This window comes from Bradyrhizobium sp. LA2.1, from assembly GCF_040547725.1.
GTDB classification, from domain to species: Bacteria; Pseudomonadota; Alphaproteobacteria; order Rhizobiales; family Xanthobacteraceae; genus Bradyrhizobium; species Bradyrhizobium barranii.
Window position 1 is genome coordinate 140,293 of record NZ_JBEPQI010000016.1, and the last position, 25,191, is coordinate 165,483.

A 25,191-nucleotide genomic window follows, 5' to 3' on the forward strand; every position below is an offset into this window, starting at 1 on the left:
CGCCCAACTAAGAACAGGTCGTCTTGTCTAGGTATTCAACTGTTTCCGTTGTTGACGACGATCCTTCGATTCGTGCCGCACTGAACAACCTTTTGAAATCGCAGGGCCACATCGTTCATACGTTTGCATCGGCTGAGGAATTTTTGCGGTCGTCTCAATTGAACGACACGTCCTGTGTCATCGCAGACGTGCAGATGCCCATGATGAGCGGCTTTGAACTTTTGGAACAGATGCGAGCCCAGGGCCATGCTGCACCATGCATCTTGATGACTGCCTTCGCAGATGATCGCACGCGAGCCCGCGCGTTGAGCGCGGGCGTAACCGGTTTTTTTGCCAAACCCTTTGCCTACTTGGCGTTGAGCGCCTGCCTCGATGCATCGCTTCGCGAGCATCGGGGTGGAACGAACGCGTGAAAGATGGGAAGCAGTCTGGACCAAGCCGCAGCCGCGCGGCGCTTACGATGTCGATCAATGCGCGATTGCCCGTGCTTACCGCGTGCCAGTGGCGACCATCGCCTTTTGCCGCATTCCTGTCGTTGTTGTTGCACTTTCGGCATCTGGTTAAAGCACTTGCAACGTCGGGCTCCTGACAAGGCGCCTTTGGTATGATCGCGCAATCAGACGAGGCGAGGCCCTCATCGCTTTAACGAAGGAGCGCCCTAGCCGCGAGCGGTAACCGCTTTTACCGCAAAGCCAGCAGCATTCCCTTATCCGGCACAACGTTCATGCCCTATGATGGGTATTTTGGCTCCGCTCACAGTCCGGCGGATTGTATGCGAAAGGTATTAATGGACGAGAGCAGTGGCACTGATCTTCCAGCCGCCATTCTCGTCGAAACCGTGCAAGGAGAGGGAGGCATTAACGTCGCTGGTAAGGAATGGTTGCAGTAAATTGAGGCTTTGGCAAAAGAGGTCGGAGCTATTTTCATAGTTGACGATATCCAAATGGGCTGTGGCCTTACAGGCGAGTTCTTCAGTTTCGAGTTCGCCGCGTTGTCGCCAGACATTGTTGTAATGTCGAAATCGCTGAGTGGGTACGGTTTGCCACTATCGATGCTCCTGATCAAAGAAGCGATTGACGCATGGGAACCAGGCGAGCACACGGGGACGTTTCGAGGAAACAACCTTGCACTCGTTTCTGGCAAAGCGGCTTTGAATCTGTATTGGCGCAACCAGACGTTCTCGCAACAGGTCCGACGCTTGGGCGCATTTATGCGGCGTCGACTCGATGCTATCGCGCACCAGCACGGAAACAAGTTTGCTGTTCGTGGACGGGGCATGATATGCGGATTCGATCGCAAAACGACCGAAATCGCAGAGGCGACGTCACATAGAGCGTTTGAAAAGAGATTGATTATCGAGCGATGCGGACCGACCGATCAGGTTGTAAAGTTCTTGCCTGCACTTACGATCGACCAAGAAACGTTGGGACAAGGCCTAGACATATTCGAGGAGTCATTGACCGAAACGTTGAATTCAGCCCGAGCAAGCTAAACTTGTAGGCACACGAGAGAAACTGTTGCTAGCGACCGCATCGCCGCACAAGTCACTGGCGTGTGTCCTCGCTTGCCGCCGAAATGGTCAGGAGTTTTGAGGCCATGATCATGAAGGTGAAGCCTGAAGGCCAACGCTATCTGTGATCCGCCGAGTCGGCTGATCCACGGAGAACGCCTGCTGCCCTCCTCGGTCCACAACACGTGAGTGCGAGCAGCACCTTTGACCGCAGAAGCTCGCAGTCGCGAGCGACTCTGGTCGAGCTGGCCTATCTAAGTTTCCAGTCTGAGGTCTGCCGAAGGTGAGCTCGCAGCGGAATGGAGTCAAATGGTGTGGTATGGCTTCTTGGTGGCCACGTGCCCAGCCGCACGGGTGCGGACTTTATTAGGACCGTAGATTGTGCAGCAGCGATCCAGCCTGAGCCGTTTACAGCATAGGTGCAGCAACAATCACTCCGGCGGCCGGCTTTACGACGAAAGCCGTCAAGGAACGAGCGGTGGGGATGTCCCGGGTTCGTTGAATTTCTGAAGAGGTCGGCGTTGCCCACCTTGAGCCGGTAGGCTCGGGGTGCTGATTCCAAAGGAGAGCAACACCATGACGAGAGATATCACACCGGCTGGTTGGCCGGCGACCGGCGCTGGGGACGAAGCATTTGCGGAAGTGCAGGCGAGTGCCCGAGTTCAGCTATCAGAAGCCCCTATTTGGCGTGAGCGCCTCGACGGCAAGCGAAGGTGTCGGACCAAATGTCAACTATGCTGGGCCAATCGAAGAAGCCCGACGCATCTGCCGGGTCCGAGATGCGTCGGGCTGAGTGGGAGACTGAGAGCGCGACAGTCCTCCTCCCAGAACCGTGTCTGCAAGTAGTATGCCGTGCCCGTACTGCTACACCAATATATCAAATTAGATATCTGCCCTGCCACAAAGTTCCGCGAGGCATTCAAAGACGCTCGGCCAGCTCCATCTTCAAGGCCTGACTATTCCCGTTCCAAAAACTACCGCCATCACCTTTCGTTTGGATCAAAATTGAGGCAGAAGAAGCGGACAACGGGCCGCCGGCTCATCAACAACAGATATCTAGATGTTTGATGCATTGCTACGCGGGACTGGAACGATCCCCCCGAGTTCGCGCACGACAGAGGCAAACGATCGAGATCTAAGCTTAGATTTCGCGAAAGGTGCGCTCATTGTTTTGGTGATCGTTGGGCACCTGATTCAGTATGTCATCTACCGAGACGACGGGTTTTGGTATTCGCCGTACTACAAATCGATCTATATGTTTCACATGCCACTCTTTATGGCGATAAGCGGATATCTTTCTTCTCGATCGCTGCTGCAAAAGTCGTTCACTCGAGCCGCCAGCGACCGTGCGAAGCAGCTCTTGCTGCCGATGCTGTTTTGGTGGACGTTCATGGAGACAGCTAAGCTGGCGGCATTGTGGCGCGCAACCAGCGTAACGAGCGGACTTTTGGAATTTGTAGACGATTTCGCTGGCACATACTGGTTCATCTGGGCGACGTTTGTTTCCTATCTTCTCCTCAAGATTTCTACCAAGCTCAACCACCAATCGTGGGTCATATCTGGCTTGGCCATACTGGTCGCACTCGCGCCTCTGACATTCTCCATATCACCCCTGATCAGATTCACTTACCCGTTCTTCTGCTTCGGCTTCTTGCTTGCTCAATCGAGAGAACGATGGACGAGTACATCGCGACATCACAAGCCGCTCCTGATCTTATTTCTCTCGATAGTGACTTGCGTATGCTTTCTAGCATGGGACAAGGACACCTATGTCTACAATAATCTTGGGGTAATCCACGATTTTCGGTCGGCTAAAAACGTGCTTCTGATGTTTGTTGGCTCTGCAGCGGCCTCAGCAATCGCTATCGAACTCCTGCTGCAATGCTGGAGCATTGGCCGTTCAAATCGAATGGCCCGCTTTATCGCTGTGGAGTTGGGCCAGACCACGCTGCTGCTCTACCTGGTCCAGGGTACCGTGTTCCGTCTCATGGATTTCGTACAGTTCGGAAACCTTTGGGATCTCACGACCCGGTCGATCATCGCGGGTATGCTCGGGGCAACGATTATTGCGATCGCGCTAACGGTGCGCTCGATTGTTCGCGGCGTTCCATATCTATCGCAACTCGTCCTCGGAATGCCGCCACGCTCAGGTCTTCCGCAAGCAAAACCTGCAATGAACTAGCTGTATGCATTTGTACGGCAGGGTATTGCGATAGCATCGACTTGTGACGCCGCAGGAATAACGTTCGAACCCAGATCCGGCGGCGACGGCGTGCCGCCGGTCGAGCCGGTCATCGGCATAAGAGCAACCCCATCGAAGCGTGCATTGGTGAGGGTTTGCATGGCACCGGCGAACTCAGCCCATTGCGTCCATCCAAATAAGATCGACTGCCCTGAGATTAGCTTCGCTGCACCAATCGTCTAGCCGCCGGGTTTCGACCCAGATCTGGCGATCGAACCTAATCCAATCACACTCGGCGAGATGTTTTTTCGAGTGCCGTACTGAACCCGAGACGTAAGCGCTGTACGCATCCGGTGACGGCCCCCGGTCAGGTCGCCTTGGGCGGATGGCTGATTTGCGCTCAAGCAGCGTGGGCGACGCTCTGGGGGCGCCAATTCCAAGGTAGAAGTTCGTGGATGCGCTTGGCGGGTTGATCCGGCAGGCGGGCCAGCACGTCGGCAAGCCAAGCCTGTGGATCAATGTCGTTGAGCTTGGCGGTGGCGATGAGGGTGTAGATCGCAGCCGCACGCCGGCCGCCCTCATCGGAGCCGGCGAAGGTCCAATTTCTTCTGCCGACGGCGACAGTCCGTAGCTCGCGCTCGGCGGCATTGTTCGACATGCACAGGCGCCCGTCATCAAGGAAGCGAGTAAATGCATCCCAGCGGCTGAGGCAGTAATTGATCGCCTTGGCCGTATCATTGCTCCTGGAGAGCTTGGCGCGCTGTTCGCGCAACCACGCCTGCAGCTCGACGATCAGAAGGCGGCGGCTACGCTCCTGGCGCACGCGCAGGCGCTCCTGCGGAGCAAGACCGTTGATCTCACGTTCGATGGCGAACAGGATATCGATGCGCTTGACCGCTTCGGCCGCAATCGGCGCTTGGCTTAGCCGTGCGAGATCAAAGAACTTGCGCCTGCCATGCGCCCAGCATGCGGCCTCGACGATTTGGCCTCCTTTGCGATTGGGCTCGTAGAGCCTGCTGAACCCGGCGTAGGCGTCGGCCTGCATCAGTCCGGCATAGCCCGCCAGATGCTGTTCCGGATGTTCGCCGCTGCGATCCGGCGAGTAGAAGAACACGGCGCCGGTGGATCTGGCCCGGCAAACGGGCGGTCGTCCCGTACATAGGTCCAAAGCCGGCCGGTTCGCGTCTTGCCCTTGGCCAGGACCGGCACCGTGGTGTCGTCGGCGTGGACGCGCTCGGCCGCAAAGACATGGCTCCGGATCGCACCGACCAGCGGCATCAGGGCTGCCGCGGAGGCACCCACCCAGTCCGCGAGCGTCGATACGTCGAGGTCGATGCCTTCACGTTGGTAGACATCGCTCTGACGATTGAGCGGCAGGTGCAGGCCGTACTTGGCGAACAGGATATGGGCGAGCAGCTTCGGCCCTGCACGCCCCCGCGCAATCGGGTGCGAGGGAGCCGGTGGCTGGGTGATCGCTTCGCAGGCCCGGCAGACGAACTTCTCACGCACATGCTGGATCACCTTCCACTGGCGTGGAACGAGCTCCAGCGTCTCGGTCATGTCCTCGCCGAGCTTGCGCAATCGGTTGTCGCCACAGCATGGGCAGGTCGCCGGCACCGGATAGACAATGCGCTCCCGCAGCAAATGCTCCGGCAGCGGCCGGCGCGCCGGCTTGCGGCGCTCGAACGATGGCACCGTAATCTTGCCGGCTGCCGCCATCTGCACCGCTGTCTCGGCTTGTGCGGCGTTCGCCTCGAGATCGGCGAGCTGCAGCTCGAGCTGGTCCAGCAATGCGCCGCGCTCCGAGGACTGTCCGAACTGCTCGTGCCGCAGCTTCCTGATCGTGAGCTTGAGCTTCTCGATCAGCAATATCTGCGCCTGGGCATCCGCCTCTGCGGCCAGGCGGGCCGTTCGCTCGGCGCGCAGCATCGCCTTCAGCGTGGTCACATCGTCAGGGAAAGAATCATCGGCGCCCATGCCAACCAGAGAATCATAACTTGCCGTCGCTGTCCGAACCGCCGATCGTGGTATCGATTCAAATCCTGGCGATCAGCCGGCCGCCTGCGGCCGCCACGTGTGTTGCGGCATCCGCCAGTCAATGCCCTCCAGAAGATAGCCAAGCTGGGCCGGGGTGATGGTCACCACGCCATCCGCCGGCGACGGCCAGAGGAAACGGCCGCGTTCCAGCCGCTTGGCGTAGAGCGACATGCCCAACCCATCGTGCCAAAGGATCTTGATCAGCTTGCCGCTCTTGCCGCGGAACACATAGAGGTCGCCGCCGTGCGGGTCGCGCATGAAGGCTTCCTGCACCAGCACGGCCAGCGAGTTCATGCCGCGGCGCATGTCGGTGTGGCCAGTCGCAATCCACACCCGCACGCCCGACGGAATGGGGATCATCGCGGCCGCCCATCTGCCAGCGCCGCGACCGCGACCTTCAGCGTCGCCGCATCGACCGTGCCCGTGATCCGCATCCGAGTTCCGGCCGCAAACTCGATCTCGATCGTTCCGCCGTCGGCCGACCGGACTGGACCAGGCATCGCTTCCGCGACCACCATCGCCGGTACGAAGCCGGTTTGATCGGCGGCTTCCTTCGACTCGGGGCGAAACGACCGCCGCCATCGCAGCAGCAATGAGCGCGAAACGCCATACCGCCGCGCAGTCGCCGCGACTTGCCGCGGCGCCTGCAAGCTCTCCAGGACGATCTTGAGCTTCTCGTCCTCGGACCAACGCCGCCGCCGGCCGGTGTCCACTACTTCGAGCCGTTCGATTTGGGCACTGCGCCTATCACTGTCCATAAGGACAGTTCTCAACACCGCGCCTCACTTGGCAAGGCGGCCTTCAGCGGACGGATACGTTCGAACCCGATAAGCCAGCGATCCATTTCGAGGACGCGCCTCTAACACTTACCCTGCTTGCGGCGCATTCGAGCGAGGAGCACGTGGTTTAAGGGCCCGGGTCGACCTCTCCACGAGCAGCTCATCCGACTTTTTTCTGCCGAGGGGCTGCAAATCAAATGTGATAATGAGGTAGAACGCAGTTGATCCGTCAGCTCAGGCTGGTGTCCCAGAAAGCTTGCTCAAGAACCGGGACTTTGTCGCGGGCATCGATAAGAGAAGGGCGCTCGGGACCAGCAAACCGCCAGTTTCAACGGCTCCGGCATCTGCTCAGGCGGCTTGTTCACGCACATGCGGGCTTTGCCCGGTCATAGCACCGCCAGTCCAAAGACATGCTTGCGAGCGCGGAAAAGACCGCGGCGGAATGGTCGCCGAACCGAGCCCCGACCTTCTGAGCCATATCGTCGGCGCGCTAGACGCACCATTGTTGTTGATTCCGTGACCACTCGCGAGCAATGAACCGCCAGATGCTTTTCTCTACTGAATTCGTCGTCCGGGGCATATGGCGACAGTGATCGCCGCGATAATCTTCTTCAGGTCCCATATAGCACTGGCCTCATTCATGCAGCGTTTTTTTGTGAACTCAAACAGCACAGAGTCAACATGCGCGCCTTCACTTTTGCTTGCCAGATACCAACTTGATTGTCGAAAAATGGATCAATGATGATAAGTACTGCGCGACAGAGAAGGAATTTCAATGCTTTGTTTGCCCGGCTTGCTCGCGGTTGCACTGGATGAACAGCAAGACTGGAACACTCCTAGGCAAGGACACGAAATGAGGGAAACTCGCTGGCTCACTGCGCGAGTTGATCACGCGGTCACTGTGGAACGCTTCTCGGCCAAACGGTTCTGCTTACCTCCGATCCGCGCCGCAGTTTCATTAGTCGCACCCACGCAATAGAGAAACGCCTGACGAAGGCTGAACGAAGTCTCCCGGACTACAAACTTTCGTATAGTGCTTCAAAACCCTTTCGATGTGGAAGGTTTACCTCTGTACAGTTGAGCGATTGATGCAATGCCTATACAGAGTCCAGAACTCGGCAGTTCGAGAGCGTGACGCTTCCGCATTCGAAAAGGCCAGACGCGATTGACGTCGTCGATCGGGGACCAACATTAGCCTGTGCAGAGCAACGATTTGTCAAACCAAGAGAGCAAACGGCGGGTCGCTCTAGTTACCGGCGTGACTGGACAGGACGGCGCTTATCTGGCCGAATATCTGCTGTCGCTGGGCTATGTCGTGCACGGCATCAAGCGGCGCTCGTCCTCGTTCAACACCGCGCGGGTCGATCATCTCTACCAGGACCCGCATGTCGGCAACGTGCCGTTCCTGATGCACTATGGCGACATGACGGACTCGACCAACCTGATCCGTCTGGTGCAGCAGATCCGGCCGACCGAGATCTACAATCTTGCCGCCCAAAGCCACGTCGCGGTAAGCTTCGAAAGTCCGGAATACACCGCCAATGCCGACGGCATCGGCGTGCTGCGGCTGCTGGAAGCGATCCGCATCCTCGGCATGGAGAAGGAGACGCGGTTCTACCAGGCCTCGACCTCCGAGCTCTATGGCCTGGTGCAGGAGGTCCCGCAGAAGGAGACGACGCCGTTCTATCCGCGCTCGCCCTACGGCGTCGCCAAGCTTTACGGCTACTGGATCACGGTGAACTACCGCGAAGCCTACGGCATGTTCGCGTCCAACGGCATCCTGTTCAACCACGAGAGCCCGATCCGTGGCGAGACCTTTGTGACCCGCAAGATCACCCGCGGCGTCGCGCGTATCGAGGTCGGGCTGGAAGAGACGCTCTATCTCGGCAATCTCGAAGCCAAGCGCGACTGGGGCCATGCCAGGGACTATGTCGAGGGCATGCACAAGATCCTGCAGGCCGACAAGCCCGATGACTTCGTGCTCGCCACCGGCGAGACGCGCTCGGTGCGCGAGATGGTCGAGCTGTCGTTCGCGCATGTCGGCCGCCGCATCGCATGGCGCGGCAAGGGCGTCGAGGAGACCGGCGTCGATGAGAAGAGCGGCAAGACGGTCGTGAAGATCGATCCGACCTATTTCCGCCCCACCGAGGTCGATCTCCTCGTCGGTGACGCCAGCAAGGCGCGCGAGGTGCTTGGCTGGAAGCCGAAGCGGAGCTTTGCAGAGCTCGTTGCGGAGATGATGGCGAGCGATCTGGCGGACGCAAAACGGGAAGCGGCGAGTGGCATACGCACCGTTTGAGCTGACAGGCAAAAGCGTCTACGTCGCCGGCCATCACGGCATGGTCGGCAGCGCGATTGCGCGCCGGCTCGAACGGGAGGACGTCAAGCTCGTCACCGTGGACCGGCGCGAGGTCGATCTCTGCAACCAGGCCGCTGTGTTCGACTGGTTCGCGAAGACGCGGCCGCAAGTGATCTTCCTCGCCGCGGCCAAGGTCGGCGGCATCGTCGCCAACAACACGCTGCGCGCGGAGTTCATCTACGACAACATCACGATCGCGGCCAACGTGATCCAGGCCGCGCATCAGAACGGCGCCGAGAAGCTGATGTTTCTGGGGTCGTCCTGCATCTATCCGAAACTGGCACCACAGCCGCTGCGCGAAGATTCGGTGCTCACGGGTCCGCTGGAGCCGACCAACGAGCCATACGCGATCGCCAAGATCGCCGGGATCAAGATGGCGGAGGCCTATCGCAACCAGTACGGGTGCGACTTCATCAGCGTGATGCCGACCAATCTCTACGGCCCCGGCGACAATTATCATCCCGAATTGAGCCATGTCGTTGCCGCGCTGATCCGCCGCTTCCACGAGGCGAAGGTTGCTGGCGCAAAGAGTGTCGCCGTGTGGGGCACCGGCACGCCGCGGCGCGAGTTCCTCTATGTCGACGACATGGCGGATGCCTGCGTGCACCTGATGAAGAGCTATTCGAGCACGGAGCTGATCAATATCGGCACCGGCCAGGACATCACCATCGCCGAGTTCGCGCGGGTCGTGGCCGAGGTCGTCGGCTACAGCGGCGAGATCGCCTTCGACAGCTCGCGCCCCGACGGCACGCCACGCAAGCTGCTCGACGTCAGCCGCCTCGCAAGCCTCGGCTGGCGCGCGAGGACTTGGCTTGTAGATGGAATGCGACAGACCTACCAGGACTTCTTGGCGGTATCGGGTACATCGGACAAAACGAGAGACTCATGCAGCTGCTAACTGCTGACGGCGCTCATTGTGCGATTGCCGGAAAGTTGCGTTAGGATCTTCCGGCGGATTCGACAGGGCTCCACGTGTTGCTTGGAGCTCGCGCACCTCGGGGTGCCGCGTGCCCGATGGAGGGCAGGAACGGCTAGACTGGCCGATAACTATAGCGAGCGAATTGGTCAGGCGCGCCTTGCGGGACGCTCTGTTTTGAACTTGAGGTAAACTGATTAAATGTGCGGAATTGTCGGCATCTTGGGGCGCGGTCCGGTCGCGGATCGCCTCATCGATTCACTGAAGCGACTGGAATATCGCGGCTACGACTCAGCGGGCATTGGAACGCTCCAAGGAAACCAAATCGAGCTTCGACGCGCCGAGGGCAAGCTGAGGAACCTTGAGGCACGCGTTCGCTGCCATCCGCTCTCAGGCCATGTCGGGATTGGGCACACGCGCTGGGCTACTCATGGCAAGCCGACGGAGCACAATGCTCATCCGCATGCAACAGGCAATGTTGCAGTCGTCCATAACGGCATAATCGAGAATTTCCGCGAGCTGCGCGCGGAGCTAAAACGGCATGGCGCCTGTTTCGCCTCTGAAACAGACACCGAGGTGGTGACGCATCTCATCGACTTTTATCTGAAAGACGGCTGCTCGCCGCAGGAGGCAGTAAAAGCGTCGCTGCCGCGGCTAGTCGGCGCGTTTGCGCTTGCAATCCTGTTCAAGGGTCAACACGATCTCATGATCGGTGCGCGCAAGGGCTCACCACTCGCGATCGGGCATGGCGAAGGCGAAATGTATCTCGGATCGGATGCTATCGCGCTCGCGCCCCTTACCGGCTTGATCACCTACCTTGAGGACGGCGATTGGGCTGTGCTCAACCGCAACTTCAGCGTGGTCTACGACGCACAAGGCACAGTTGTCCGCCGGGAGGTGATGAAATCTGGCGCGTCGTCGGTTCTCGTCGAGAAAGCAAACTACCGCCACTTCATGGCGAAGGAAATCCACGAACAGCCAGAGGTGATCGGGCAGACGCTGGCGCATTACGTCGATATCGCCACCGAGAGCGTGGCACTGCCGCAGGAGCTTCCGTTCGACTTCAACGAGATCGGACATATCTCGATCACGGCTTGTGGTACGGCAGGCTACGCCGGCCATATCGCCAAATACTGGTTCGAGCGGCTGGCTCGTATTCCAGTGGAGCTCGATGTCGCCTCCGAATTTCGCTATCGTGAGGCGCCGATGCGCAAGGGAAATCTTGCTATCTTCATCTCGCAGTCCGGCGAGACGGCCGATACGCTGGCCGCGCTCCGCTATGCCAAATCGCAAGGCCTGCATACCCTCTCGATCGTGAACGTACTGAGTTCGACCATTGCGCGCGAAAGCGGGACAGTGTTGCAGACACTCGCCGGACCTGAAATCGGCGTTGCCTCGACCAAGGCGTTCACATGCCAGCTGGTCGTCCTGGCGGCGCTTGCGGTTGCTGCTGGCAAGGCGCGCGGTGAATTGCCGGAGAGCGACGAGGTCGATCTCGTGCGAGCGCTGATCGAAATTCCGCGGCTAGTTACAGCGGCGCTTGCCAGCGAGCCGCAGATCGAGAAGCTCGCACGCGACATCGCCAAATCGCGTGACGTGCTATATCTCGGTCGCGGCACGTCGTTTCCACTGGCCCTGGAGGGGGCGCTGAAGCTGAAGGAGATCTCCTATATTCACGCCGAGGGCTATGCGGCCGGTGAGCTCAAGCACGGCCCGATCGCCTTGATCGACGAGAGCGTTCCCGTAATCGTCATTGCTCCCTGCGACCGGGTGTTCGAAAAGACCATCTCGAACATGCAGGAGGTTGCCGCACGCGGCGGCAAGATTATCTTGATAACGGACGCTCGGGGAGCCGCAGAGGTATCCATGGATTCACTCGCGACGATTGTGCTGCCGGAGATGGGTACGACATTTACGTCGATTGTCTATGCGATTCCGGTGCAGCTTCTGGCCTACCACACGGCCATCCTGATGGGCACGGACGTCGACCAACCCCGAAATCTCGCGAAATCGGTAACCGTCGAATGAGGCAAGGTGACGTGACCTGGATTTGTCGTGGTCAGATTCCGAATGCGCACAAGCCTCTGTCAGATCGAATTACGATGTGCTGCCCGGCTCCTGGCGCGATGCGACCGCATGGCTTGTGCCGGTTCATGGCCCGGCGTTGAGGTTGGCGGCGTATCCGTCTACCTCTCCGAGATTGCTACTACGGGCAACCGCGGCTTCTACACATCGTTTCGGTCCTCGAGCCAGCAGGTTGCGATCTTTGTCGCGGCTCTTATCGGATATTTTTTGAGCGAAGCTCATTGCCTCCACAGTTGCGAACCGGCGCATTGTCATTCTCGGCCGGTTGGGTGGGTCTTCATGACCAGAAACTCTGGAGTTTCCTCCAGCGTCCGGCGCAGGAAGAAGATAAGCGGAACGATCAAGCAGCCAAGGAAGAATGGGATCCGCCAGCCCCAGGCAGCAACCATTTCGGCCGGAAGTCATGATGATCGCGTATTGCAGCTGTCCTCGCAGAACACGCTCTTGGTGACGCTTTTGGTCGCGGTGACGAACTTCATCTGGAACCCAATTGGCGGCGCGATTTCTGACAGAATCGGTCGGAAGCCGGTCTTGGTGACCATTGCCGGCCTTGCCTTGGTGACTGTATATCCGGCGTTGTCTTGGCTTGTGACCGACCCGAGCTTTGGCAAGATGCTGGCAGTGGAGATGATGTTATCGTTCTACTTTGGCACCTATAGCGGCGCCATGTTGGGCGCTTTGGTCGAAATCGTGCCGAAGCACGTTCGCACAACCTGCTTTTCTTGGCCTTCGCACTCGCCGCAGCTCTCTTTGGCACCTTTACGCCGCTTGCATCGACTTGGCTGATCGATCGGACCGACGACAAGGCTTCGCCGGGTTTCTGGTTGATGTTTGCAGCTTTCCTCGGCATTATCGCCGCACTCACGATTTATCCAGGAAACACCAAGAGAGTTGCGAAGCTGTCGCGACCCCAGCGGTCTAACCGGGCCTTAAGCCCGCAATTTACCCCCGCATTAGCAGCGCGCCCACGGGGACCTTCACGTCCAAGACTGAACTGAACGGGGTGCGTGGCGGTCCTTGCGGTGATCTCACGGTGGTCCGCGTGCCACTCTGCGGGTCACGGTTCTTCGCATGCAAGATCGAGCAGTATCGGGACGAGCCGTCGCTGATGTTGACCGGGAATGGCTGAGCACTACCGCCACGCTCGATTCGTTCTGTAGTCGAGCGGCGCGATGATAACGCTCGCACTTTGCGGTTACTTCAAACACGGCAGAGCTCCCGCGAGGGAGATACATCCCTCGCGCGAGCCCACGTGCGCTGTCAAGCAAACTGAACGGGGCACGTCTTGAGGCTGCATGAATTCCCCAGGTGGACCTAGTGTATCGCAGCTCGCCAAACCTAGCGAGCGGTTGAAAAGATTGAATCGTGCCTGGTGCACCGAGCGACGGGCCAATGCATGACCACGGCCCAGGCCATCGATGCCTCCGATCGATCAGCCGCGACTTCACGCACCGCTAGTTTGCGCGGATGAGGTACCGCGCGCAAGCTGTGCGAGCTCCGTCTCGAGCGTAGGGTTGCGCTTGAACATGGCGTCGATCAACGCTTGCGCCGGCTGCTCGGCCGCTTCCACCCACGTGGCCTTCTCCGCTCGTGCGGAGGGCGCGAAGACACGCTTGACGACGGTCGGCGACCCCCTCAGACCGCATTTGGCCATGTCATCCACGCGGGCAGTTTGAGCGCTCCATTTTACGATTGAGGCACGGGCCGCACGCAAGGCATCGATCATTGCACCGCGACGAATTTGATTGCTTGCCTCTAACATGCTGACGAGACAAGGAAGCTTGGAACGCAGCATCTGGACTCCTCCTTCGCAGCGCCGTTCCGCATCGATCGTGCGTACTTTGAAGTCTAACGCTTTGATTGTGAAAACATATGTAAGCTGCTGGACCCCGAGCCTCTTCGCAATGCCAGGTCCCACCTGCGCCGTATCGCCATCGATAGTCTGCTTGCCGGTGAATATGACGTCTGGTGGGCCATATTCCTTGCCGATATTGCGAATCGCGCACGCCAGCGCGTAACTCGTCGCCAGCGTGTCGGAGCCCGCGAAACTACGATCAGTGAGCAGGACAGCACGATCGGCACCAAATGTCAGCGCCTTTCGGAGAGATTCTTCGGCCGATGGCGGCCCCATTGTGAGAACAGTGATTTCGCCGCCGAACTTGTCTCGTAGCTCGAGCGCAGCTTCCAGTGCGAACAGATCATATGGGTTGATGATTGTCGGCACGCCCTGACGCATGATCGTATTCGTGACAGGATGCACGCGGATTTGTGCGGAGTCGGGCACCTGTTTGATGCAGACGATGCTGTGCATATGCTTCTCCTAAGATGTTGAGCAGGCTCCCCACGAATAGCAACTGTCATACCACCCCAGGCATTTCGCCCATGAGACGAATGCAACGGCTGGAGACTGACGGTGAGACCGTTGTCGGGACTGCGACGGGCTGCGCAAAGCGGACGTGATCTCTCTCTGATCTGAGTCGCGGCAGAAACGGCGCGGCCGCGATCTTGCGCTAGTTCGACACCTAATCACTTCTCATCGGGCGAATACATTGCAAGCCGATGACTAGCACGCGGCTGACGCGAAGAGGGCTTACGCTCCCGGCATGGCCACCCCCAAGCAGAGCACATCGGTTTCGTATCCGCTTCATGGACCAGAGTACCGCCTCTTGCGCACGCTCTCCTACCGCGCCCGACGATCGAGAGAGACGCTAGCCGACTTTTTATTCAGAAGCGCTTGATCTCGATACCGTGCCTTCTCAAGGCATAGCCAATCTGGCGCGGCGTCAGTCCAAGCAGGCGCGCCGCCTTGGCCTGTACCCACCCCGACCTTTCCATCGCCGCGATTACGCGCTCGCGATCTGTGACCTTGGCGGCACCTATGCTAGGTCGGCCGGGTGGCTCTAGCGGCGTCAGTTCGCTACCGACCGGCTGAACGTGTGCCACAGCTTGTGTCGGCGGCATGCTCAGCCTCGCGGGAAGTGAGATTATCGGGCTCTGCTGTCGCGCCACTTGCTCCGGCCCGGGCTTCCATAGCGTGGCGGACAGGCATTGCCCGTGCCAGCAGGCAAAATCGTCTCTTGCGATCGACGATCCGTGCGCCAGGGTCGCGGTCCGCTGCACACAGTTCTCCAGCTCGCGGACATTACCGGGAAATCCGCAATTCATAAGAACGTCAATCGCACTTGAATCGACGACCAGAGCACGGCCGTTCTCATTGTTGAAGTTCTTCAAGAATCGAGCGGCGAGAAGCGGAATATCAGTGCGTCGTTCGCGCAGCGGCGGCAGTAGCAGCGGAACCACGCTAATGCGATAATAGAGATCGGCACGAAAGTCCTTCCTTGCCACCGCCTCTTCAAGATTCTTATTCGTGGCTGCAATCACGCGGACGTCGACTTTGATCGTCTGATTGCCGCCCACCCGCTCGAACTCCTGCTCCTGAAGCACGCGCAGGAGTTTCGCCTGAAACGAAGCCGAGATCTCGCCAATCTCATCCAGAAACAACGTTCCCTTGTCGGCGAGTTCGAAGCGACCCTTGCGCGCGTTGAATGCGCCCGTAAACGCCCCCTTCTCGTGACCGAACAATTCGGATTCCAGCACCGTCTCGGTGAGGGCTGCGCAATTGAGTTTGATAAAGGGGCGTTTGGCGCGGCCTGAACGCTCGTGAATAGCCTTCGCGACCAGCTCTTTGCCGGTACCCGATTCGCCACGCAACAGAACGGTGCTATTCGATTTTGCGATCAGCTCGATCTTCTCAAGCATCGCGCGCAGCGCCGGACTGTCGCCGATAATTCCCTCGACTTGGACCTTCTTACGCTCCCGCCCATGAGGCATGAGCTCGGACGACAGCTGCTTCTGCATCCGGAACTCCTCATCCATAAGCCGCCCGCGGTCGCGCACAAAGGTGCAATGCAGCTTCGCCGTCTGGCCCAGAAGGCTTGCGACCATCGTCAGCAGGCCGAGGTCGTCCTCGAGCTGCGCATGCGTCCCGTTGTCTGCGATGCGGTCGATGCTCAGCGCACCCACAACTTTCTCGTCAATCTCTATGGGAACGCCGATGAACGCAACACACGTATTACCGGCTGCGTCTAGCATCTCGACGTCCGAAGGACTGAAGATCGAATGCAGCGCTACGTTATCGACGACGAGGGGCCGCCCCGTCGCCACAATTTGATCGATTGCTCCTTGCGGCAAGCGGCCCCCGCAACGCGCGTCGCGCCCTTCGCTCCGGACGTCATCTACGATGATCTGGGGCACCCCGTCATGTTCGAACAGACATACGATGCCGCGCCGCATCTGCATGAGCGAGGGCAGACGCTCGATGACGCTCGCCAGTTTGGCTTCGAGCCGGCATAGGCCGGTGAGCGTGTGCGCTATTTCAACGATCGTGCTTAGCGATTTCTCTTGCGACGGCAGAATAGAAGCGGAAGGGTCCGCGTCGGAGGTTGAGTTTGGTCTTTCGCGCAGGGAAACGCTGTCCAGCATAATGACTTCTCCGTTCCTATCTTGATCCCCCCCATCACCTCGATCGGACTTGTTAGACTCGTGTTGCATGCCTGCCTCGATCTGACAACCAGTTCTCAGGGCGGGGGCGAGAGATGACGCCTCTTCATGGCACCCCGGCAGCACTTACAGTGACTAGATCTTCCGCCTTATTCTTTCCAACTCACTGCGCGGATCAGCCCCGGCCAACATGGCTTCCATCGATGAAGCTCAGTTAGCCGGGTTCGCCAGGGACGGATTCACTCACAAGTGTTGCCCGCCATTGATCGGCACTTCGGCGCCAGTGACATAACTTGCCGCATCTGAACATAGGAAGAAAATGACCTTTGCGACCTCTTCGGGTGTACCCACCCGGCGTAGTGGGATCATTGGCACAAGATGCGCTTCCGTGTCAGGCGACAAAATGTCCGTCTTGATTTCGCCGGGCGCGATTGCATTGACGCGAATGCCATGTGAGGCGTAATCGTGCGCCATTTCGCGCGTGAGACAAGCGAGCGCAGCTTTCGACGTGGCATATGCCGTGCCTGCAAATGGATGCACCCGCGCTCCGGCGATCGAAGTCACATTGACGATCGAGCCTGAAGCCGCTTTTAGCTCATCGAACAGACCTTGAGCGAGCAGGATCGGCGCCACCAGATTGAGGTGGAACACGCTCATCCAGGTATCGACTGAGGTCGCCAGCGACGTAAGCCGGGCACCGTTTGGCGCTTTTGGTGAGTTTCCGGCATTGTTTATCAGTCCCTGCAGCGGTGCGCCGGCAAGGCGCTCCTTTATCTGGGCAATCACGCGCGGTAGCGTCCGATGATCGCTTAGGTCGACTTCGATATAGCTATCCCCCTCTGAGTCCCATGGGCAGCGCACCGCGTCGAATGGTTGGCGCGCGCAAGAAATGATGCGCCAACCGGCTTCCGAGAACAATCTTCCGGTGGCGCGACCGATACCGCGCGATGCCCCGGTCAATACCAGCGTCTTCCGCTCACGCAGCGGACGGCCCGCTCCATCGGCGTGAATTGGACCACGCGGGTCCGTTTCCGACGATTTAGCTGCGACCGCATTGTCATCCGATAGACCTAGATTCACACGCGACTCCCTTCCGCTCCCTCGGCTGTGCACCTGGTGCAGGATCCGGGCCAGAGCGACGCAGGGCACAGGTGGCGCGCTTTTAGGACGCAAATGGCAGGTTCCGAACATCGACCTGTTTGCTTTTCGACACCGGCAACGCCGCAGCAATGGCTGTCGTCGAGCTCCCGCGTTCTGCCCACTGCGTGCGCCACGCCTTCGAGCCGAGAGGCTGGGGTTTCCATGGCGAGCTCACTGCGTCACCACTCCACGAGTGGTCTGTGGCTCATGCGCGCTGACGAGATAGATTAGCTGCCTTTGGCGGAGATCAGGATTCAATGGCCGGTTCGTCCAAGTTTGTCTTCGTCTGGTTACGCGCGGCCGCACATACGGCTCTTGAGCAATATCGATGGGCCACCGGCCGCGCGGTTCATCAGACCTCCGTTCGAAAGGACTCTGCGAGCGAGCATGAACAAGACCGTCGTCCAGAAAACGAGCTGACTGCAAAAGGGTTGCCCAGCAAAGGCAATCCATCTACCGGCTGCGCCTCCTTGCTGCTGGGACATTCTGACGTGACTGTCTGTTACGTCAGATTTCCTCGGCGACCCGGACTGCCATTGCCGTGCTTTTCACCGTCTGGCCAGCGATGGCGGATTTGGCCGGAGGATGACAGAACCATAACCTTTCTGCGCGGCCTTCGACTTACACCGGAGGGCCCGAAGCATTGCGGGGCAAGGCCGCCGGCGCCCGCTGGCATTGGCCTTACGCTTCTGAGTCGTTCGCCCTCCCACCGCACCGCATCCGTGGTAGTGCGCCGGTCAGCCGTCGCTTGCGGGACGGAAATCGCCATCCAACGTTCCTGCGACACGTTGCGAAACTCGACGGTTTCGAAGCAAGCAGCATCAGACCGATGATCTAGCCCGCCATTGTTCAGGCCCACATTCTGGCGCTTCAGCAAGCCGCGAAATGCTCGTTTGGATTATCGATCATGGTCAAGCGCTTCGGATTGCTCTGGTCGAATTCAATAATCCGTGGCACGAGCAGACGGGCATAGCGCGTGAAGGCGCTGGTGGGGGGAAAGCGGATCACGGTAGCGCAGCGCGCAAGAAGATACATGTCGATGAGAGCGGAAGCTCCACCTTCAATTCCCATTTCCGCACTATGCAACGGCCCTGCCCGATCGGCCTGGAAACGTTTTGGTACGGCGAAGACATCGGGAAACAGACCCGATAGGCGATCGAGCACCTGTGCACTGTCCGTGCACAGAAAGACCTTTACGGGCTTTGGATATGGCAAGGCTTTGGCTTTACGGATTGCCATGCAGACCTGACTAAGGGCGAGCTCCGAATCAGCCCAGTACGGCGCATGCTCCATGATATCTTCGCCATTGCCGTGCCGAACATGAACGCCAATGATGCTATGGCCGCTAAAATGTTTCTCATACAAGTCGTCGATCCGCGCTTGTATCTCAGACCTGAGCTTGATGTTCCGAAAGATCAGTCGTTCGGCTTCCTCGCCACAACGCCACATCAGGCAGGCGTCACAGACAATGGTGTTGGCTTCGTTATCTTCTCTTGCTTGGAACAGCTCGGTCAGTTCGTCACGTTCTCGGAAGATCTGCTCATCCGGACGATTAATGCAGTCGACCGATGGCCTATTCCACCACCGCGGGAAGAACGGTCCGGGAAACGAGAGCTGGTTGATCCGGTCATCGCAAATCACCGGTACCCCAGCGATGTCCTCAACCGGCTCGAAGAACACCGGAAAGGCGTTGCTGAACGGTCGGTCGATGTAGCAGGAACCGCGCCAGTCAACGACGAGCGTCCGCCCGGTCCGCTGCGCGTACGACCAGGCTGACGCCAGCGACCAGAGGCAGTCACCAAAGCCGGTACGCCTCCGAGAAATAACAAAGCGTTCCTTGGTCAAGTCATCAAACCCTTCTCGTTGCGCAAGATCAGTTTTGTGTGGCGCCACCTACTCATCTGCGATTCCGATCCACGCCAATGGACGGCTGGTCACCTGGGCGCAAGGCAATCAACCTGCAAGCCCTCCTCCACGGCACCGCGATTGGCAGGTCATGCAAGAGGCCTCCAAAGAGCCCTCTTCCGCATTGCTCACCTTCTACGATCACGCAGTCTTTGACGGATGCAGCCGAATACGGCGCAGATCCCAGAGCCCGCGCAGTTCGTTCACGAGAGCTTCTCGCCTAGTCCTGTCAGAGGTGACCCTGGCGAGAAGATCGGCAAGAACAGCTTCCTTCTCAATTTGCATCAGCATGTCGAACAGGTCATGCGAGATGCGCACGCTGTCCTGGCTGGAGTGACCCATGCGGATCTCGCAGACTGTCTCCTGGCGTTCTCGGCCCGCATGAGCGCGAACTCGGTAAAGAGATACATGGGGCGGCAGTGATACAGCGAGTGCTGTCCAGCTTTCGAGCATTGTTGCCCGCTTCTTGACGAGGAATGAACCGACCACAAGGCCATCAAGCTCGGTCGACAAAAACGCCGTAATCGCATCGGCAACGGAATCTACGATCGGTTCGGCATTGTTGTTGAACGACGTATTAAGCAAAATCGGGACGCCTGTCCGGCTCTTGAACGCGTTGATGAGTTCCCAATAGGAGGCATTGTTCGTGCGGGAAACCGTTTGCAGCCGAGCCGTACCATCAATATGCGTGATCGCGCCCAGCAAAGCACGCTTGGATTCACGCACGCGAACGACGAAATTCATGAAGGGGTATTCTGCGCGACCATCCGGCAGCTCAAAGAACGCGCCCGCATCCTCCTCCAGAACCGATGGCGCAAATGGTCGATAACTCTCGCGCTTCTTGACCATCGCATTGATCCGGTCCTTGTTCGCCGCGGGCCTCGGGTCCGCAAGAATACTGCGGTTGCCGAGCGCACGAGGGCCGAACTCCGACCGGCCCTGTACCCACCCGATCACGGCGCCATCAGCCATCCACTCGGCTGCTCTGGTTGCGACGTCAGCGGTCCGCTCAATCTCGAGGTGTCCGGCCCATCCCTTCAGTTCCTGTTCGATGCTGTCGTCGCTGCCGACATCTGGCCCCCAATAAACCGACTGTAATCGCTCGCGGGGCGCAGGTTGCCCGGCCTCGTTCGACACCATCAGTGCCGCGCCCAATGCGCATCCGGCGTCATGCGCGGCCGGCTGCACGAAGATGTCTTCGAACAGGCCTGAATACAGGAGTTTTCCGTTCAGCGTGCAGTTGTGGGCTACCCCGCCAGCGAGGCACAACCGTTTCATTCCGGTCGACTCACGGTAATGCCGAAGAATGTGAAACACGATCCGCTCCAGCGCCTCCTGCAACGATGCGCTCACGTCTCGATGCTGTTGGGTGAACGGCATTCCCTTTCGCCGGATCTCGATACTGCGCAGCAATGCCGGGCCGATACGTTCGAGGTGAACGCGGTAGCCACCGTTTGCGGAGAGCTCATAAAATTGCGAAAAGAGCTCGCGATAGCGTGCGGGATCTCCGTAAGGAGCCAGTCCCATAACCTTATACTCGTCGAACAGGCCGTAGCCGAGATATCGGATCGTCTCCAGATAGAACAGTCCGAGAGAGTTATTCTCTGGAAACGTCATAAGCTCGGTCATTTCGCTGCCTGACCCGACAGCCAAGAGACCCGACAGGAAGTCGCCACAACCGTCGATCGCGAGGACCAGACTTTCTTCAAAACCCGACATGGCCAGAGCGCTCACGGCGTGGGCCTGATGGTGGCCTACGAATGACACCCGGGAAGGATCCACTTGGGTACCGAACTCCGTGGCTAGAAGGTGCCGTAGCAGCAGATTCGCGTCTAGGGGAATTGAGATTTCCGGTTGTGAGATGAACAACCGTTCGAGCATTGCATTGCAATAGGCTTCAGTAGCGTAGAACGCAATACGATCGACGTCGCGAAGCTCCACACCCGCGGCTGCAAGACAGTATTCGATCGCACTGCTCGGGAGCTTGTTTGAATGTTTGATCCGGTTGAGGCGCTCCTCTTCCACGGCAGCGATCACGCGCCCGTCCTTGACAAGTACCGCGGCGCCGTCGTGCAGAAACGTGTCCGGTAGTCCAAGGGGGTTTTCATAGACCTTGTCGAGGCCGCCACTCAATCCTAGACACAGCATCTTGTTCTCCGTTAATCCTGAGAGGCCTGTCGGCCTATTTCGTATCGCTTGCTTTGGGAGTAGGCCGCACGTCCCCGCGGGGCCGATCAGGCATCGCTAGCTGACGAGACGCATTTAAGCGTCGCACGCGATTGGAAGTTCGCTACGCCCGATATCTCCTCTCGCACACGCGATGCTTCGCTTTAGGTCTTGTTCGTCTCACCGCATCAAGCGCTGCCGAAGCAGCACGGCCGAGACGAGGAAGGGAAATGCTGCGAAGATGCAAAGTGCGCCCACATGCAATCCGACGCTCTCGACCGGCCGACCGAGCATTGCTGGACGAATGAGATCGACCGAATGAGTCAGCGGCAATAAGGCCGCGATGCGTTGAAATGAACCGGGCAACTGGCTCATTGGGAAGATCGTCCCGCTCAAATACATCATGGGCGTGAGAATGAGCGACTGGTAGAAGATGAAGTAGTCGTGGCTCGGTGCAAGTGCTGAAACGACCATTGCAAGGCTCGCGAAAGTAACGCCAGTGAGGGCGATGGCTGGTAACGCATAGGGGATGGATGACCACTCTGCGTAACCCAGCGCGACGGCGACAATCGTGATCGCCGTCCCGGCGAGCAAGGCCTTGCTCGCTGCCCATGCCACTTCACCAAGAACAATGTCGCCGAGCGTAAGGGGCGTACAGAGCATTGCCTCCCACGTGCAATTTGTCTGCATGCGAGCGTAAGCCGCATAGATCGTTTCGAAGGTTGCGGAGACCATCGCGCTTGTGGCGACCATGCCAGCCGCCAGAAACGATATGTATGAGGTCCCCTCAACGCCACCTATGATCATTCCAAGGCCAAAACCGAGACCGAACAGAGAGCTCATCGGCTCGGCCAGATTCCCAAGAACCGATGCCAGAGCGACTTTCCGCCAGACCAGAAAATTGCGGCGCCATACCGCGATCCAGTTCCATGGATTAGCAGGGAGCGCCGGCGCAAAGCGTTGCCACATCGTTCAGTCCTTTATCTCTCGCCCGGTTAGCCGCAAGAAGACATCCTCCAGATTTGGAGGACGCTGCAGAAGGCGGAGATCCGTGCGGTTGGCAAGCCGGAGGCGCACCTGCTCTGGATCCGTGACATAGCAGAAGAGCGTCTCCCCGCTCACCTCAGCGCGCTGCACTTGGGGTCTGACCAGCGGCAGCAGTTCATGCGGATTACCGCCGTAAATCTCGATCACGTGGCAGCCGATCTGCTGCTCGATCAGCGCGTGAGGCGCACCTTCGGCGATCTTGCGGCCGTGCTCAAGCACGCACAGGCGGTCGCACAATCGCTCCGCCTCTTCCATGAAGTGGGTGGTGAGAAGGATCGTTTTGCCGCGCCCTAATAGCGAGCGCAAGCGTTCCCAGATCAGGTGACGGCCGTGCGGATCGAGGCCCGTCGTCGGCTCATCAAGCACCAGGAGCTGCGGGTCGTTAATGAGGGCCCGCGCCAGCGTCAGGCGTCGCTTCATGCCGCCGGACAGTTCGGCGACGCGGGCATCCGCCTTGTTCTCCAGGCGCGCGAATTCGAGTAGGGACGGCGTGACCGCTTTCACCTCAGCCGCGCTCATGGCGAAGTAGCGCCCGAAAACGAGCAAGTTTTCGCGCACCGTAAGCTGAAGATCAAGGTTATCGAACTGTGGGACAACCCCGATCCCCCGCCGCGCCAAGCGCGCCCGTGCCGGCACTGGCTCCCCGAGCACGCATATCTTACCTGCGTCGGGCGACGCAACACCCAGGATCAAACGCGCAAGCGTGCTTTTACCCGCGCCGTTTGGTCCCAGCAGACCGAAGCACTCTCCCGGCGCGACCGTAAACGAGAGAGCGTCCACGACGAGCCTGTCGTCGTAGAACTTGCTCACCTGGAAAAGGTCGACTGCCGCGGCTGACATTTGTTTACGCCATCGCGACGGACGTTGTTCGCGCCGCTTTCTCGCTCGCGCGCTTTTTTGTCCAAAGCAGGCCGTCACACCATACGTGATCGACGCGTCCCCACTGGCACGCGGCGGCAGCATCCGGGAAAAAGCCGCGTCCATGCAGATTGGCGCTGGTATTGCAAAGCAGCGGAATGGCTGTGAGCTTCTCGTACTCGACGAGAAGCTCGGCCACTTTATGCTGAGAGGTTCTGGAAACGGTCTGTAGACGAGCAGATCCATCGAGATGCACGACGGCGGGAATTTTCTCGCGCCATTCCGGTCGGGTCTGGTGATCGAACAGCATGTACGGATCGGGTATCCCAGGGCTAAAAATCTCCGCCGCACGATCCTCCAGGCATATCGGCGCTACCGGCCTGAAATGCTCACGAAGTTTGATGTCGTTGAGATGATCTTTCATTCCTTCCCAGCTTGCAGCCGCGAGAATGCTTCTGCCACCCAAGGCTCGTGGTCCGAGCTCGGCACGCCCGGCAAGGAAGATCACGGGCTTGTCGCAAGCGAGGATTGCCGCAAGTTCGCCCATAGTGCAGGGCGCGCCCTCCCATTCGGGCGGGACTTCGCTGGGACGAAGGGCCGGTCCACTGTAGACCGACCATTCCAGAGCTCTAAAGCCTTGCTGTGCCGCCAGTGCAGAGCAAGCAGCACCAATGGCTGAGCCGCTGTCGTTCGGAAAGGGCGGCACCCACACGATATCGAACAGGCCTGTCGCACGAAATGCACTATTCCACTTAATATTCAGGCCACAGCCGCCGGCTATGCAGAGGTTACGCGCCCCCGCAAGATCCGAATGCCGCTCCACAACATCAGCAATGGTGCGAACCAGCAGACGCTCTAGGAAGACGTGAAATGACGCAAGGACGTCTTCGGCTTGCTTTCCCTTCAATCGCACTGCGCACGCATCGAAGAAGTCGTGCAGAGCTTCAAGTGGCGATTGTGAGCTGTTGATCTCTTCAGGCTCAGGACAAGCGCCCTCAGCATCCGCGGCAAAGTGCGCCTCATAAAGTTCCTGAAACGTCTTAATACTGTCCTCGTCGGGGGATCCCAGGGCGATATAGGCCATCAGCTTGCCGGCAATACCGAGATCCCAGCTGGTCCGGTCTGCCCGCCTGTAAGGTCCAAAGTGATGTCCTGCCGTCGCATAGGCGTGACCTATCATCGGAAACAGGCACTCGATGAACCGGATGCCGTGAGGCTCGACATAGTAGAGGCGTGGAAACATGCAGCCGTCCCACACCAAGCAAAAAGCAGATTGTGCGGATTTGGCAAACGAGCTGGCGCAGTATGCGGATGCTACGTGCCCGGTGACATGGGGATAGCTTTGATAGGGATATAGCTTCCCGTCAAGCATGAGGCCGATGCGATCGCGGGACGTCAGGGGGCTATCGCCTTGCCGTTCGACATACGGCGCGCCCTTGAGCTTGATCGTCGTCGTCCCACTAAGGACTTCAAACTGGGACTCGAACTCTCCATCCCAGCCATCAATGACGAACTGATCAACATCGTTCGGATCCAGCCCGTGCTCCGCCAAGGCGCTAACAACCGCATCCAGGTTTTCAATGGTTTGATAACGCGGATTGTTGTTCAGCTTCTCCTGTTCGATACAAAACACCACCCGGCCGTCCTCGATCAGAGCGACTGCCCCGTCATGCGTCAACTTGATACCGCAGATACGCATAGTGGCTC

The 25,191-nt window shown here is 58.9% G+C and carries 17 protein-coding genes and 3 pseudogenes; 8 read left to right on the forward strand and 12 right to left on the reverse strand.

All coding sequences use genetic code 11. From position 1 onward, the window contains the following. Positions 1-23 precede the first annotated feature (23 nt). The 3 genes from ABIB95_RS28495 to nolL all read left to right on the forward strand — a co-directional run bounded on the left by ABIB95_RS28495 (position 24) and on the right by nolL (position 3,692). On the forward strand, positions 24-413 hold the full coding sequence (locus ABIB95_RS28495; RefSeq protein ID WP_354244214.1) for a response regulator transcription factor: 390 nt from the start codon (positions 24-26) through the stop codon (positions 411-413). A gap of 485 nt (positions 414-898) precedes the next feature. Continuing rightward, the gene (locus tag ABIB95_RS28500) at positions 899-1,492 is read left to right on the forward strand and encodes an aminotransferase class III-fold pyridoxal phosphate-dependent enzyme (RefSeq protein WP_354244217.1); all 594 of its coding nucleotides are present in this window, start codon (positions 899-901) and stop codon (positions 1,490-1,492) included. 1,078 nt (positions 1,493-2,570) lie between these two features. Then, positions 2,571-3,692: a nodulation factor fucose acetyltransferase NolL gene (gene nolL / locus ABIB95_RS28505; protein WP_354116732.1), complete on the forward strand. Its 1,122-nt coding sequence runs from the start codon at positions 2,571-2,573 to the stop codon at positions 3,690-3,692. Positions 3,693-4,092: 400 nt separating this feature from the next. Here the strand turns inward: nolL and tnpC are convergent. The 3 genes from tnpC to tnpA form a co-directional block, all read right to left on the reverse strand. Then, a protein-coding gene (gene tnpC / locus ABIB95_RS28510; protein WP_502917564.1) for an IS66 family transposase occupies positions 4,093-5,669 on the reverse strand; the annotation gives its coding sequence in 2 pieces (ribosomal slippage) (positions 4,093-4,811 and positions 4,811-5,669; 1,578 coding nt in all). A gap of 72 nt (positions 5,670-5,741) precedes the next feature. Next, a complete protein-coding gene (gene tnpB / locus ABIB95_RS28515; RefSeq protein WP_247457868.1) occupies positions 5,742-6,089 on the reverse strand; it encodes an IS66 family insertion sequence element accessory protein TnpB in 348 nt (115 codons plus the stop codon). Further along, the gene (gene tnpA / locus ABIB95_RS28520; RefSeq protein WP_247457869.1) at positions 6,086-6,487 is read right to left on the reverse strand and encodes an IS66-like element accessory protein TnpA; all 402 of its coding nucleotides are present in this window, start codon (positions 6,485-6,487) and stop codon (positions 6,086-6,088) included. The genes tnpB and tnpA overlap by 4 nt, the downstream gene beginning before the upstream one ends. A gap of 1,234 nt (positions 6,488-7,721) precedes the next feature. On the opposite strand from tnpA, the gene gmd reads away from it, so the two are divergent. The 4 genes and pseudogenes from gmd to ABIB95_RS28540 form a co-directional block, all read left to right on the forward strand. Beyond that, positions 7,722-8,807, forward strand: coding sequence for a GDP-mannose 4,6-dehydratase (gene gmd, locus ABIB95_RS28525; RefSeq protein WP_354116723.1), 1,086 nt, complete (start codon positions 7,722-7,724; stop codon positions 8,805-8,807). Further along, complete coding sequence (gene fcl / locus ABIB95_RS28530) at positions 8,788-9,765, forward strand: GDP-L-fucose synthase (protein ID WP_354116724.1); 978 nt, start codon at positions 8,788-8,790, stop codon at positions 9,763-9,765. Before gmd ends, fcl begins: the two co-directional genes overlap by 20 nt. Before the next feature lie 219 nt (positions 9,766-9,984). Further along, a complete protein-coding gene (glmS, locus tag ABIB95_RS28535) occupies positions 9,985-11,811 on the forward strand; it encodes a glutamine--fructose-6-phosphate transaminase (isomerizing) (RefSeq protein WP_247457872.1) in 1,827 nt (608 codons plus the stop codon). A 132-nt stretch (positions 11,812-11,943) separates the two neighbouring features. Beyond that, positions 11,944-12,085: pseudogene (locus ABIB95_RS28540) on the forward strand (MFS transporter); the annotation flags it as partial. Positions 12,086-12,122: 37 nt separating this feature from the next. On the opposite strand, the pseudogene ABIB95_RS28545 reads toward ABIB95_RS28540, so the two are convergent. Then, positions 12,123-12,269 (reverse strand): annotated as a pseudogene (locus tag ABIB95_RS28545) (MFS transporter); the annotation flags it as partial. 13 nt (positions 12,270-12,282) lie between these two features. Here ABIB95_RS28545 and ABIB95_RS28550 point away from each other — a divergent pair. After that, a pseudogene (locus tag ABIB95_RS28550) lies at positions 12,283-12,866 on the forward strand (MFS transporter); the annotation flags it as partial. A gap of 446 nt (positions 12,867-13,312) precedes the next feature. On the opposite strand, the gene ABIB95_RS28555 reads toward ABIB95_RS28550, so the two are convergent. The 8 genes from ABIB95_RS28555 to nodU form a co-directional block, all read right to left on the reverse strand. Further along, complete coding sequence (locus ABIB95_RS28555) at positions 13,313-14,179, reverse strand: electron transfer flavoprotein subunit beta/FixA family protein (protein ID WP_247457873.1); 867 nt, start codon at positions 14,177-14,179, stop codon at positions 13,313-13,315. A 413-nt stretch (positions 14,180-14,592) separates the two neighbouring features. Continuing rightward, complete coding sequence (gene nifA / locus ABIB95_RS28560) at positions 14,593-16,350, reverse strand: nif-specific transcriptional activator NifA (protein WP_247457874.1); 1,758 nt, start codon at positions 16,348-16,350, stop codon at positions 14,593-14,595. Between the two features lie 261 nt (positions 16,351-16,611). Beyond that, positions 16,612-17,448, reverse strand: a complete 837-nt coding sequence (locus tag ABIB95_RS28565; RefSeq protein WP_247457875.1) for an SDR family NAD(P)-dependent oxidoreductase — start codon at positions 17,446-17,448, stop codon at positions 16,612-16,614. Between the two features lie 930 nt (positions 17,449-18,378). Next, positions 18,379-19,353 carry a nodulation protein NodZ gene (locus ABIB95_RS28570; protein WP_247457876.1) on the reverse strand — a complete coding sequence of 325 codons (975 nt, stop codon included), beginning with the start codon at positions 19,351-19,353 and terminating at the stop codon, positions 18,379-18,381. A 201-nt stretch (positions 19,354-19,554) separates the two neighbouring features. Next, on the reverse strand, positions 19,555-21,561 hold the full coding sequence (locus tag ABIB95_RS28575; RefSeq protein ID WP_247457877.1) for a carbamoyltransferase family protein: 2,007 nt from the start codon (positions 21,559-21,561) through the stop codon (positions 19,555-19,557). Positions 21,562-21,759: 198 nt separating this feature from the next. Continuing rightward, on the reverse strand, positions 21,760-22,548 hold the full coding sequence (locus tag ABIB95_RS28580; protein WP_247457878.1) for an ABC transporter permease: 789 nt from the start codon (positions 22,546-22,548) through the stop codon (positions 21,760-21,762). A gap of 3 nt (positions 22,549-22,551) precedes the next feature. Next, the gene (nodI, locus tag ABIB95_RS28585) at positions 22,552-23,466 is read right to left on the reverse strand and encodes a nodulation factor ABC transporter ATP-binding protein NodI (protein ID WP_247457879.1); all 915 of its coding nucleotides are present in this window, start codon (positions 23,464-23,466) and stop codon (positions 22,552-22,554) included. Between the two features lie 4 nt (positions 23,467-23,470). Next, on the reverse strand, positions 23,471-25,183 hold the full coding sequence (gene nodU / locus ABIB95_RS28590; protein WP_247457880.1) for a nodulation protein NodU: 1,713 nt from the start codon (positions 25,181-25,183) through the stop codon (positions 23,471-23,473). Positions 25,184-25,191 lie beyond the last annotated feature (8 nt).